The organism is Bradyrhizobium lablabi (genome assembly GCF_018129385.1).
GTDB classification, from domain to species: Bacteria; Pseudomonadota; Alphaproteobacteria; order Rhizobiales; family Xanthobacteraceae; genus Bradyrhizobium; species Bradyrhizobium lablabi_C.
On the sequence record NZ_JAFCLN010000007.1, the window covers coordinates 280,368 to 293,866 of the forward strand.

9 protein-coding genes are annotated in these 13,499 nt (G+C 61.8%); all 9 read right to left on the minus strand.

The features are described 5' to 3' along the window. Positions 1-89: 89 nt before the first annotated feature. The 9 genes from pelG to JQ628_RS16945 all read right to left on the minus strand — a co-directional run bounded on the left by pelG (position 90) and on the right by JQ628_RS16945 (position 13,467). Entirely contained in the window at positions 90-1,475 is a 1,386-nt protein-coding gene (pelG, locus tag JQ628_RS16905; protein ID WP_212223881.1) for an exopolysaccharide Pel transporter PelG, read from the minus strand. Further along, the gene (pelF, locus tag JQ628_RS16910) at positions 1,438-2,997 is read right to left on the minus strand and encodes a GT4 family glycosyltransferase PelF (protein ID WP_212223882.1); all 1,560 of its coding nucleotides are present in this window, start codon (positions 2,995-2,997) and stop codon (positions 1,438-1,440) included. Before pelF ends, pelG begins: the two co-directional genes overlap by 38 nt. After that, positions 2,997-3,911 carry a hypothetical protein gene (locus tag JQ628_RS16915; protein WP_212223883.1) on the minus strand — a complete coding sequence of 305 codons (915 nt, stop codon included), beginning with the start codon at positions 3,909-3,911 and terminating at the stop codon, positions 2,997-2,999. Before JQ628_RS16915 ends, pelF begins: the two co-directional genes overlap by 1 nt. Next, positions 3,908-4,957, minus strand: a complete 1,050-nt coding sequence (locus tag JQ628_RS16920) for a hypothetical protein (protein ID WP_212223885.1) — start codon at positions 4,955-4,957, stop codon at positions 3,908-3,910. Before JQ628_RS16920 ends, JQ628_RS16915 begins: the two co-directional genes overlap by 4 nt. Positions 4,958-5,180: 223 nt before the next feature. After that, positions 5,181-5,966, minus strand: coding sequence for an endo alpha-1,4 polygalactosaminidase (locus JQ628_RS16925; RefSeq protein WP_212223887.1), 786 nt, complete (start codon positions 5,964-5,966; stop codon positions 5,181-5,183). 122 nt (positions 5,967-6,088) lie between these two features. Continuing rightward, positions 6,089-7,012 (minus strand): NAD-dependent epimerase/dehydratase family protein, encoded by a 924-nt coding sequence (locus tag JQ628_RS16930; RefSeq protein ID WP_212223889.1) that lies wholly within the window; start codon positions 7,010-7,012, stop codon positions 6,089-6,091. Next, positions 7,005-7,802, minus strand: coding sequence for a sugar phosphate nucleotidyltransferase (locus JQ628_RS16935; protein WP_212223890.1), 798 nt, complete (start codon positions 7,800-7,802; stop codon positions 7,005-7,007). The genes JQ628_RS16930 and JQ628_RS16935 overlap by 8 nt, the downstream gene beginning before the upstream one ends. A 301-nt stretch (positions 7,803-8,103) precedes the next feature. Then, complete coding sequence (locus JQ628_RS16940) at positions 8,104-10,023, minus strand: hypothetical protein (RefSeq protein WP_212223891.1); 1,920 nt, start codon at positions 10,021-10,023, stop codon at positions 8,104-8,106. Positions 10,024-10,134: 111 nt separating this feature from the next. Further along, complete coding sequence (locus JQ628_RS16945; RefSeq protein ID WP_212223892.1) at positions 10,135-13,467, minus strand: beta strand repeat-containing protein; 3,333 nt, start codon at positions 13,465-13,467, stop codon at positions 10,135-10,137. Positions 13,468-13,499 lie beyond the last annotated feature (32 nt).

A 13,499-nucleotide genomic window follows, 5' to 3' on the forward strand; every position in this document is an offset into this window, starting at 1 on the left:
CCGCTCCGGAATCGCGCACGTGATGAAAATTTCCGTACAACCGGCAAACGAGCTGCCGTAGAATGAAATTGCGTTTCTCGCTGGCTCCCTCACAACGACGGATTGTTGGTGACGAAGGCGTGGAAATGCAACCAGGACAATTCTTTCAGGACGAGGCTGAAGCCCACCAGAAGGCTGGCGGCCGCCGCGATCATATTCCCGTAGCCGTAGAAATCCGGACCGAGCGGCAGGAGCGCCAGGGTCAGGGCGGCATTGAGCACGAGGAAGCTCAGCACGGTCAGCAGCGCCGGCCGACGCAGGTCGAGGTGGAGCAGGAATGTGAAGCAGAACATCGCGCTGGTGTAGAACGCCATCGAGCACAGTGAAACGCGCAGGATACCCATGTAGGCCGGACGGAGGCCGAGTTCCGGCATGAATGCCAGCGAGAGCATGATCATCATTCCGGCAACGATGCCGAGCGCCGAGAACAGGCCGAACATGCTCGACAACACGTAAGTCCCGACGCTGCTGACGATCTCATTCAGCTCTCGCAGCGTCGCGCGCTGTTGCATTCGCGTATGGTAGTTGTGGGTCATGACGGAGAACCGTGTCTCCACATGAACGAAGAACACTGCGATGATCGGAATCGAGGACAGCTGCGCCCAAAACATCGCTGTGTCGTAGCTCGGCATAGTCTTCAGCGCGCCGGCCGCCACCAGGCCGCCAGACGGCGCGGCATGCCACATGATGATCTTGTCGATCCACAATCCGAGTGCGTATACGAAGCCGGCCGCCGGCAGTTCCCAGTGTCGCATCAAGCTGGCCCGCAATTTGTGATCGACTACGATCTTCGTACCGAAGCGATACACCACATTGCCGAGCAAGATCAGGTTGGTGATCGCGAAGCTGCCGTTAAAGGCCAGCAGAAGCGTTGCCGCCTGCGGCTCGTGCAACGCGCTGCCGAAAAGCAGCATTGAGACGGCGCCGGTACCGAACGCCACCAGCACGGCATTGTAGGCGCGCACTCCACCGAGGAACGGAATCAGCAACCACGAGCAGCCGATCATGATTGCGTTCTGGATACTTGCCACCTTCTCGGCATCGTCGAGAGTCGTTGCATAGATATAGAACGGCGCAACGCTTGCGAGAGTGAGCAGGCCGAAGGCACCAACCGCAAGGACGAGGGCGTGAAAGATGGCATCGCAGCATCCGCGCTCCACCTGCTCCGAGACAAACCGTCCGCAGAGGAAGGCCAGCGGGCTCGTGACGATCAGCGCATACATCGAATTGTAGATGACGATGGACCGGAAGATCGTCAGGTCGATGCAGTTCCCCGTGCACGCGGCGCCGAGACTGAACAGGCCGAGCACGGTAAAAATCCAGGGGCCGGCGACAAGCAGCGCGGCGTATGTGTAGGCGCTGAACACGCCCGCCAGCGTCCCGCGCCGTGTCATCGCCTCAATTGTGATATTGATGCCGGTCATCGTTCTGGCCATAGGTGATGGATCGCGCGGCGAGATCGGAGTAAAGCCCTTCATAGAGAGCTCGAACGCGGTCCTTGTGGTAGTAAGAGGCAACGCGGCGGCGCATTACGTTCGCCATCTCCGCCTGCATGTCGCGATCACGCAGGATTGTGGCCAGCGCTTCGGCCATCGCCGTCGGATTGCAGGGCTCGACAACGAAGCCTCCACGACCCTTGACCGGATCCCCATCGAAGCCCTCTAGGATCTCGCGACACGATCCGACATCGGTCGACACAATCGGTATCCCAACCGCGGCCGCTTCCAGCATCGCGATTGGTTGGGCTTCGCTGATGCTCGATAGCGCCAGCACGTCGGCTGCGCCGAGGTAAGTCAGGACGTCCGGCACCCGGCCCGGGAACTGTATCGACGAGGCGACACCGAGCTGATCGACGAGCCGATGACAGCTTGTCGCATACTCGGGATCCTCATCCTCCGGTCCGATCAGGATGGCCACGACGTCAGGCACGCGCTCCTTGAGCAGCGCGACCGCCATGATGAAGCTTCTGACATCCTTGATCGGAACGATGCGACCGATCATCAGTACTGTCGGTGATCGCGGCGCCGTGCTTTTCGGCACCGCCGCGAATTTGGCGACGTCGATGCCATTGGGGACGATCCGCAGCTTCTCGTCGGGCGCGCCGTCATGGCGCTGGAAGTTCTGATTGGCGCGGTACTGCGTGGTGATGATATCGGCGAAATCGTAGCTGATCTTTGAGAAGGATTTGAATGCTTCCAGCCAGGTCGACCGCAGCTCGATCGGCTCGGCGGTCACGTAACCTCCAGCGCCTGAGTCGAACAGCCAGTCCGACACCGCGAGCTCGATCCGGCGCTCGTTCGTGTAGATCCCGTGCTCGGTCAGGAGTAACGGCGCTTTCGCGGCTACCTTCGCGTAGCTACCCACGATGCCGGCGAACCCGGTCGCCACGGCGTGAAACACGTGAGCTGATGGCAATGGAGTGCTGATCACGGCGAGCACGCTGCTCACAAGGAAACGCCATGACCAGAAGAAGTCGAGGAGAGGGCCGTTGGGCAGAAGGCTTTCATATGCCTCCTCCATCGCGCGCCAGCCTTCCTTGGAATCCAGCAAGGCCGCCCGTCCCAAGCCTGTGATCCGCACGAGTTCAACCAATTCCGCGAACTCGTCTCCCTTTCCAGTGGTCAGCGCTCCGCGCAAACGCTGGAAGATTCGCTTCATGCTCTCTCCGTCGCGAGACGTCGGAATGCGTCCGCGAGGACAGACGTCGAGGAGGATGTCGGTGACGCCGAGCACATTGTTGGGAAGCACAAAACTGCGACGCCGTGGCTGACTTGAAATGCTGATCGCAATGACGTGGAACGTCAGGTTCGGCGAAGCGCGCATCAACGCGTCGGACCATGACGCCACGCCACCGAGAGTATAAGGGTAGCCGCCCTCGACGATCAGGCAGACGTCAGCCGTCCGCTCCGCAATTGCCTGCTTCGTATCGGCCTGATGCTCGGACGGCGACGGCAACATCACGTCCTCCAGGCTGATAGTTGTCGCCGCGCGGATTCCTGGTGACCGGCACACGCCAGATCTGCAGGATCCAGTTCCTTTGCACGCGACAAGTCACCGACGGCAGACTCGATCTGTGTCCGCGCCTGCTCGCCTTCGAGCAGGCCGCTCGCAGCATAGGCAAGGCGGGCTTGCGCGAGATTGCACCAACTCTGCGCTATCAGCGGATGCGCGGCCGCTGTGGCCTGACAGACGCCCACCTTGCCGACAAATATGGCGTGCAGCTTGGACATGACAGTCGCCGCCAGCACGCGAACCGACGCATCGGAGTCGCGCAGGCCGCGTCTCAATACGGCAACCAATCCCGTCTCGAATTTCCGATAAACAACGCCCAGAGCCTCGAGCTTTTCCGGTTGTGATCCCTCAGAAATGACGTCCATCAGCGGATGGATACGGGAGGCCCCTTCGATACGGATGCGGTGGTCGAGTAAGGCGATGTGAACGCGCTCGCAGAGTTCGACCTCGTCATGCTCTGTTGTCGTGCGCGCAACGCCTCGATCGCGCGCGATCCACGAATGGATCGGTGACGAGAACGCAATAGCCATCGCAACGAGCGTACCGAACGGCCCCGCCACGGCGGACCAGGCCACGATCTGCAACGCCGTGAAGTAGCGCTCCCGATTCCGGGCGTGGCGTGCGCGCCATACTAGAAGGGCCGCCAGCGCCGCGCAGCCAAAGACATCAACGACGATGTAGGTGCCTAGCTGAATCTGCCCGTTAAGTAGCGCGCTGAGCAGCGCGGTTTGACATCCGAGCAGCGCGACAGCAAGACTGGAACGCCAGCGCGTCAGTACGGCAAGGCGGCGGAAGCGCCGCACGAGCCGTGCAATCTCTCTTCGACCGAACACGAGTGGCAGGGCCGCGGCGGACGTCATGAGCGCGTCTCCAACGCCACATCCGGGCATGCGTGCAGAATTGTCGCAAAGGCGCGTCCCATCTCGTTCGAGCGGCGGTGAAACTCGCTTGCATCCCTCGATGCATCGAAGTCGCAAACGATCACCGCCAACTGCTCCGCAGCATCACCGGATGGAGGCACGCGGACCACAGCACGCTCGACGCGCGGCTCGCTATCGGTTGAGTCTGGCGGGAGTTCGCGTTTGGCGTCTCCAGCCATCATCGTCTCGACTGCGAGGCCGGTAAGCGCCTGCATCGATCCCGTGGGGCGGACGCTGTCGTCCGCGATTGCCCACACCGGCACGTAACTGCCGTGGTCCTCTAGATAGATCGTGATGGTCGAGACGCCGGTGGCGACCCGGAACAACTCGCCACAGCTCTGCGCCGCGGCTCGCCGATTGCTCAGATCGATCAGCGCGAGGGCTCGCGAGAACGCCGCCGCGCTGCCGGTTTCAAGCGCCAGCCGACGTTCGAGCGCGTAGATTTCGATTGCGGCACGCTCGACGCCGCCGCTGAGGTCATTGGCACGGCGACGCATGGCTGCAAGCTGGTCGGTCAGTTCCTGGAATTGATGAATATGCAGGTTGCGCAAGCCGCCGAGAACCAGGGCGGTTGCCAGCCAGGTGGCCGGCTGGACCGCGACCGTCCGCGCGTACGCGTAGTAGTCCTGGACCGCGGAAGCGGGCGACAATTGAGCAAAATATATGACGGACGCCGCAATGCTCGCGACGAGGCCGCCGTTGACGCCGTATTGGCACGACGCCAGAAGCACAGGAAGCCAGTAAGGATGCGGCAGCCCCAGAACGTCGGCGGTGCCAAACAGCCAATGCTGGAAGGCCGTGATCAGGCCAAGCATAAAGAACGTCTCGAGGAACAGCCTTCGCCATTCCGTGAGCAAAAGAATCTCGAGTAAGGGCAGATCCCGGTGCGCCACGCCGTCGTCGCCCGTCTTCGCACTTCGATCCTCACGGCGGTTGCTCGCGGGCGCCGGGACCGCCAGATCACCCTTGATCGAAGTGCTCGACATGACCGGATACTCACTAGAGGGCGCTCGCGGCCTGACGACGCAAGCTCCCTTTTTCAGGCCGCATGCAATCTTCGCGCAAAGCACGCACCGGACGGCACATGCGCGCGCCTGTCGACTGGTGTAACCGCTGACTTTAGGCAACGCCAACCAAGAACCCTGATCTGCATCAGATCGACGTCAGCGCTGTCGGTGGCCAGTATTTCTCTCGCGGCTTTTTCGGAAATCAGCGGCTCTCGGACACGATCCGGTCCAGCGATCGCGTCGCGACGTAGGGGTGATGACCAAATTCGCGTTCCCGACGATAGATTTCCGCCATCGTGCTCGTGTCATCGGGATTCCAGTAGTCGAGGCTCAGAATCGGCAATGGCGGATTTCTGCGCGTCGCGGGCTGAAGCAGCGCCAGCTGCTGGTCGAGCTGGTGACGATCCACCCAAGTAAAGCCTTCGCCGAGCGGCCCGGGCGAGGTCATCAGGCTCTCGGCAATCACAGCGTCGATCTGTCCGGCGATATCCGGCAACAGGGCATAACCCCTGTTCATGATCAGCATCATGTCCGGCCAGCGGGTGCGGATAGACGCCACCAGCTCGATGGCGGCAGCACGCATCCCGCGATAGCAGACCTGGTTCAGTTGTTCGAGATACGGGGGCGAGTCGAGGGTATCGAGCATCAGGCCGGTGAAACCCTGCGCCGCAATAGCCGGGATCCGGACGTCGAGAATGAGCGATCGCCATGCCGGATGCCTGATATCGACGCGATGGATCCCGGGCCAATCCGGGTTCTCCGGAAGCAACGCCGCGGGATCGAGCTGCGCCACGAGCGCGTCCGACATGCTGATTTCGCCGAGGCTGAGATAACCGCAAACCCTTGCGCCGCCGCTGGCGACCACGCTGATCGAGCCTCGAAAGGCCGGGTCCAGCACCACAATATCGTAGCTTGCCAGTACAGCCTCCTCGGCTGCCGCTCCGTAGAATGCCAGCCAACGGATGGGCTTCCGCGCGACGGCGCTCACTCGTATTGAGCCGGCCGCTCTGGTGGTCGCAGACAAGAACGCTGCACCCGCAGCGAGGAATCCCCGACGTGTCGACCGCCCCCAGCCGGCGGCCAGTCGGTCGATAGAGGACCCTTCTTCGATCATGACAACAGCGTTGCGCCTTGTTCCATCTCGCGAGATATGCGCGCGATCAGGCCTTGGAAGTCAGTCGGCGGAGGTGGACAGCCGAGCGTTTCGAGCAGATCGGTACTCCCGATGATGGTGCGTGGCTCGTTGCCTCGCACCCTCGACCAGTCCACCTCGATGTCCACCTTCCGGCCGGAGAACTCTATCAGCATCTCGACCAGATCGCGCAAAAGCGGCGCCTGGCCGCTACAGATATTCACGACGCCGCGGGCATCCAGTTTGTCCGCGAGCTGGCACAGCAGCGTGGCAATGTGCTCAACGTCGATCATGTCACGCCGCACATCAATATTGCCGACATGCAGCGTGCCGCGGTTGCCTGGCATGGACGCGATCTGGCTGGCAAAGTCCCCGATCGCCAGATGCGTTGGCATATTGGGGCCCAGCGCATTGAAGATGCGCGCCACCAGCACGGGTGTGTCGGTTGCATCGCCGTAAGCAAGCGCCGCGCGGGTCTGGGCCTGCTTGCTGATGCCATAGGCGGAGAGCGGTGCGCAAGTCGCCGTTTCGCGGACGGGTTCGCCGTCCTGAATCGCACTGCCGTACTCCGCGGCACTGCCGGCGATGATCAATCGAGGCCGCAGGCCTGTTCGTTTGAGCGCGCGAAACAGGGCGCGCACCAGATCGCCATTGATGTGCGCAAGCTCGGCTGGCGTTCCGCGCGCCTGCCCTGCGAGATGAAAAATGCAGTCGGGCTCCGCATCTTCGAGGATCCAGTCGAGAGCCAATGAATCCCAAGACGCCTCATCCAGAACAGCATGCGTCACGTCGGCGGAAGGCCTGCGACCAATCGTCGTGACTGCCACGCCGCGCTGGCGAAGCGCGTCGACAAGATGTCGACCGATGAAACCCCGACCGCCAGTTACGACGGCGCTACGCATGACCCAGAAAAGCCTCGCGATCTTCCTCAAACATCTTCTGCGCAAGTGCAAAGTCGTCGGGCCGTCCGATATCAAGCCAGATGCAATTGTCCTGGTAGCAGACGACGTTGCCATTGCCGCCTTTGATCTTCAGCAAGAGATTCGGCATGTCCAGATAGTCGACGTTGGACACATGGGGCCGCACGGCCTCCCGTTGGAGGATGTAGACACCCATGCTGACGTGATACTTGCTGGTCGGCTTCTCGCGGTAGGCGCACATCCGATTCCGGGCGTCGAATTCGATCAAGCCGAAGTCGATCTTGTTCTCGCGCTCATAGACGCCGACCGATGCATCGGCATTCTCGGCGAGATGGCGCAGCGCCATATCCCTGAGGTTCATCGTGGTCAGGAGATCGCCGTTCGTCACGAAGAACGTATCGTCCAGGTGAGGGAGCATGTTGCCGAGCGCGCCCGCAGTACCTAGCGGCTTGTCCTCGTCGCTGTAATACAGTTTAAGCCCGAGATCCGAACCGTCGCCAAAGTACACTTCAATCAGATGTCGAAGGTGATTGACGGCGATGATCACCTCGCGCACTCCAGCCGCTCTCATCCGCCGGAGAAGGAGCTCCAGGATGGGCATGTCACCGAGCGGCATCAGGGGTTTCGGGAACAGCGCCGAATAAGGATGGAGGCGCGTACCCTTGCCTCCTGCCATGACGACCGCCTGACGGACGATAACAGGCGGCGGTTCGCAGATGGGATAGGCGAGACTGTTCGCAGACCGCGACCCGGGAAAAGAAAGTTCATTCATACGCCGTCTCCATAATTGCGGCGACGGTCACCCTCACGCTTGCTATCAGAACGGGTACCGCCGCATACCGATGACGCAGCGCCGAAAACAGAGTAGCGCCAGGTATCCAGAAATTGCATTTCTGTAGCCAAGAAGTATTGATGTCATGGACTGTAACTTATCGAATGCATCAACAGCCAACGCCAATATCTGATTTGCGTCAGATGAACTTTGAGGGCTCGATTTCCGTTGCCCGCATCGTTCTGCAACCAGCAGAGAGCTGGACCATCCAATCACGACCCCACCGTGCTTACCTGAGAGACTATTGCTGAGGTGCGAGAACGGAGCCGACGCAATCCATCTTGATCTCGACCGCATCTCTCGCGGTTGCCGGAACGACGAACTTCAAATTTCCGGCACTATCGGCTTGTGCAGTCTGCTGCCAGATATCCTCGCCTGCCCGAGCCACCTTGATCGTGTAGTATCCGGGGACGGCGCCCGACCAGAGAAACGAGCCACTACCGTAACCGCGCGCCGCGAAACTCGCCGTACATGGGCCTTTCACGAGGTGACCGACGCGCCATCGGCTCTCGACGAGAGTCATGCTCGGAGCATCCGTGCCGGAGTGGGCCAACGGGCGAAGAACGACAGTGGCCTGCTCGATCGCCTCGTCGAGCGCGACATAGAGCGTGGTACCGGCTCGCTTCTGCCCTACGACACCGACGCTGAGCTGAATGTCCACTTCGCGATCTTCGGCGCCGTCGAACCGGATCGTCTGTAGTGCGCCACGATTGCTAATCCGCCAGGCCGCGCTGCCGACGCGATCTATTCGCGCGTGAAAGAATCCATCGACTATGGCCGCATACCCGTCCACGGACACGGGGTTAAGGGCGCCATCATTCGCCTCGCGCAGCACCTCCTTCACCGAGCGCAGCGGGGCCGGATATTCGCCCACATAGGCATGGTAGCCGACGGCGAACGGCTTGAGGCGACGTGGTGCCTCGGTATTGAGAATGGATTGCTTCAGCGCAACGAACCCGTTTTCACCGACCGGCCCCTCCTTGTTGTAGTAGCTATCATCACTGATAGGCATATTGATGAGTTGATCGGGCCCCGCGGCGGTCAAAGGCGCAAGGTTTGAAATCGACGGATGCTCCGCATCGAACCGTGAGAGCGTCGCGCGCAGGCGGCGCAACGGCAAATCGACGTTGCTGGAGGCCAGCAGGCGTTCTTGCAGGATTTGCGCCTGTCTGCCGCTCCTGCCGAAATTCGTGGCAGCCTCCTCGCGAAGCTCGACGGTCGTCGGCAGGTCTTTGAACGGCTCGATCAAGTCGCGCAGGACGACCTCGCCAGCCACCAGTGAATTGTTCCGGGCGTCCTTGATCTTGCTCGATCGGGTCCAGCCTTCATTGTCGAGCACACCGAGGAACAGCCGATTGCCCGATGCGGTGGTGGTGTCCGGCACCGGCTGGCCGTTCGCACCCAAAGCCTCAGCAAAGAACGCAAACGGATTGATCAGCCACCTACCCTGGTACAGCGGGGGTCGTTGATGGCAGAACTCGTAGCCGAGCGCGGCATATCCGCCTCGCCCACCGATCGCCACCAGAACCGCCGGCCGCCTTCCGTCAGAAGGCGGTGTTTCGAGCATCAGTCCGATGTGCGTACCGGGCGCGTTCGCAGCAATCACCGGATAGTCGGGGATAACCGAGTCAAGGCGGCATTCGAATTCGATCAGGCCGGAATCCTTGTACGCAACGCGGGTTCCCAGCGTCGGCCCGATGTAATCACCGGTGTGACGGATACCGAGCATGCTGAGCAGCCGGTTCACTGCCAGAAGATTGGCCGAGCCGGGCACGACACCGATATCGCCCAGAACCACATAACGCAGGCTCCGGCCCGCGACCTGGTTGGCCCAGGCGAGATAGGCGTCGCTATCCGCAACCGGCCCGGCGAACCAGGTGATCACGCCGCGGTACCGCTCCATCTCGGCCGGACTCGGCAACCCTCTGCCAATGTCTCGAAATCTGACGATGAAGCCGAGATGATTGAGCGGCAGTTCGGCGAAGCGATGAATCCGCGAGTGCTCGGCACCGCCTTCCTGCGCACCATCATAGAGCGCAAGAATCTCGCGCTTGACAGGCACCGGCTCCTGCGCTGCAGCCGCCAGCGCGCCACAATCGGCAAGAGCGACTAGCAGACCGGCTGCGAGCAGCCTCCAGCGAAGACGGTTTGATACGGCCATAGCCCGTTTCCATAACATCCTGTGCCACATCGCATTGAGCGACATACTCCGTTGATCAGGCGACGCTTTTCCTCCCCCTTGTGGTCCGCCAATGTTCATCCAGGTCAGCCATCAGACCAGGTGGAAGTCGACAGATGCGCCTGCCTTGAGCGTTGCGAGCGACACATTGCTGAGCGTGATCGAGTCAGTCGGATCGATCGCGATCACGACATTGGCGCCCTGCTGCGTCACGGTGACGAGTCCGCCTGCGGCGTTATGGGCAGTGCCGTTGACGAGCGAGTTCACGGTGGTACCGGCCGCGAACATCGACGCCGATAGCTGCAGAACGTCGTGGCTGGTGTTGGTGCCGGTAGCGAGAAAGTCGGTGATCACGTCACGACCGAAGCCCGCAACGTATGCGCCGTTGATGGTGATCGGATTGACCGGCGCGAAAACGAAAGTGTCGCTGTTACCGCCGCCGCTCATCCGATCGTTGCCGGCACCACCGATCAGCCGGTCATTGCCTCCCTCGCCCAGGATCGTGTCGTTTCCGGCCCCCCCGGCGATAGTGTTCGCCAGGCCGTTGCCGTCGCCGACGAAGTTGCCAGATCCGGTGTAGGTCAGGTTCTGGACGTTGTTGTCCAGTGAATAACTGGACAGCGAGGTCATCACCTTCGAATTTGTCGCCCCGGCTGCTTCAACCACCGTGGTCTGGGCATTGCTGACGGTAAATGTATCCGCGCCGCCGCTTCCCCTGAGCGTAACGTTGGCGAACCCGCCGTCGCCCAGCTGATCCGCGCCCGCCCCTCCGGTGATCGTTTGCCCTGCGCCCGTTGCCGTCGAGCTGAAGCTTCCGGATCCAGTGTAGACCAGCCGCTCGACATCGGTGTGAAGTTGCAGGCTCGACAGAGTCGTCTGCACAGTGTCGGTGCCATCGTTGGGATTCTCGTTGATCACGGTCCCCGCATTTGTGACAACGAAGGTGTCGTTACCGGCATCGCCCCTCAGGGTGATGCCGATCAGGCCGTTGTCCCTCAGGATATCGGCGCCGGCGCCGCCATTCAGCGTCTGATTTGCGGCTCCAGCCGTCAGGGTATCGGCTCCTCCCAAACCATTGATGATCGCACCTGGCGTTGTGCTGGTCAGGTTGTCACTCGATCCCGTTCCGTTGACGAGCACTGCCGCGACAAGCTGCGCCGCCGTCACGACCAGACCGTCGCTGAACCGGAACATCTCGACACTGGAGAACGTGGCCGTGCCATTCGGCGTGCCCGATCGCGTGTCTGCGAGCGTGATGCTGCCATCCGCATTGGAGGTCTTGGTATATTGGCCAAGCAGGCCGCTGAATACGGCCGTGTCGGTCCCGTCGCCGCCGTTGATTCTGCTGGTCCCGTCAAAGCCGCTGAAAGTATTATCCGACGCGTTGCCGGTAACAGTCGTGCCGGTCGTGGCCGTGTAAATGAAGTTCTCAACGTAATCGGGCATCACGAAAGCGGCGAGAGCGGTCCGGATCGTATCGATGCCTCCGGTTGGCTGCTCGATGATAATGTCGTTTGTTCTGGCAACGATATAGGTGTCGTCGCCGTCCCCGCCTTTCATGGTGTTGACGATACTGCCGGCGGCGGCCCCGCCCGCATCGCGAAGCGTGTCGTTGCCGTCACCTCCGTCGAGAAGGGTGTTGCCACCAATGCCAGCCGTGAGCGTGTCATTGCCGCCGAGGCCAAGGATCGTCTCGCCCGGATTCGCCGTGGAGGAGCCGGTCAGAGTGTTATTGCCCGAGGTACCGATGATGAAGCGGCCATCGACACCCTGGATGTTGATCGTCAGCGCTGCTGACGATTGGCTGCCGTCCGCATCGTTGATCGTGTAGTGCAGCGTGAAGTTCAGATTACTTCCCGACGCCAGCGCCGCCGTTGCGGCACGGTTGCTGTCGAGCGCATAGCTCCAGCTGCCGTCATTGTTCTGCACCAGCGTGCCGTAGGTGTTCAGCGCGCTGATCGCCGCCGCATCGTCCGCTCCCCATGACACGAAGCTCATCGGCGCGTCCGCCCCGGAAGCGTCATTGGCGAGCACGTTGCCCGTCAGCGGGCTGAGGCTGCCTTCCACCACGGTGTCCGGGCCATCATCGGCTGCCGTTGGCGTGTCGTCGACTGTCCGGATCACGAGGCTATCGCTAGCCGCGATGCCGGTGGATCCATGCACTGTCAGCAGGAGGCTGTCGTTGAACCCGTTCGCATCGACCGTGTCGGCGTCCGAGGGCACCTTGCTGTCGTTGTCGATTGTCGCCGACAACGTGTAACTGAAGCTCACCGTACCGCCGTGACTATCGCCAGTGTAACCGGTCAGCGTCAGAATGCCTTCGCCTGTATTCACGTTTCCATTGGTCGAGCCGAAGGCCTGGATCTGCTCTAGCGAGAAAGTCGTCCCGCCGACCGCGATGTCCTGGATCCCGTCGCTTGCCGAGATTGTGAAGGTGCCCGTCGTCGTCCCGGCACTCGAGCCGAGCCCGGCCTCAGACACCGAGGCGTCCGGGCCGATCGGCTGCGCCGTCACCACCGATGCGGTGCCGTCCGCACCCGTGATGGTGATCGTCAGCGCCACCGACGATTGATCACCGTCCGCATCCGCGATCGTGTAGTTCAGCACGTTGCTGAGGACATCAGCCGACGTCAGCGCCTGCGTTGCCGGACGGCTGCTGTCCAGCGTGTAGGTCCAGGTGCCGTCGTTGTTCTGAACCAGCGTACCGTAGCTGTTCAATGCGGCAATCGTGATTGCATCGCCTGGATTCCACGCGACGAAGCTGGTCGGCCCATCCGCACCGGAGGTGTCGTTGTCCAGCACGTTGCCTGACACCAAGCTGGCGCCGTTCTCCACCACCCCGTGCGGACCATCAGCGGCCGCGGTCGGCGAGTCGTCAACCGCCCGGATCACCAGGTCGTCGCTGGCCATCGCGATTCCGCCGACGCCGTGGATTGTCAGCACGATGCTGTCGTTGAACCCGGTCGCATCGACCGTATCGCTGCCGGCCGGCGCCTTGCTGTCATTGTCGATCGTCCCCGACAGCGTGTAGCTGAAGTTCACCGTGCCGCTGGAGCCGTCCCCGGCGTAACCGGTCAACGTCAGAACGCCTTCGCCGGTATTCACGATCCCGTTGGTGGTACCGAAGGCCTGAATCTGCTCCAGCGAGAACGTCGTCCCGCCAACCACGATGTCCTGGATCCCGTCAATTGCAAGGATGGAGAAGCTGCCCGTCATTGTCTCCGTGTCCGCGGGCGCGCTCGAGCCATCCGGATTCAGCCCGGCCTCGGAGACCGACGCATCCGGACCGGTGGGTTGCGCCGTCACCAGGGCGGCGCGGTTCAGTAACTGGGCCTGAGTGAACGTCGCCCCGTTGCCGAACCGATAGAACTGGATGTTGGCGTCGGTATCGGTGCCGTCGGGAGAGCCGGCACGCAAGTCGGTCACGGTGAGGCTGCCGTCGGGGTTTTGCACGAAGC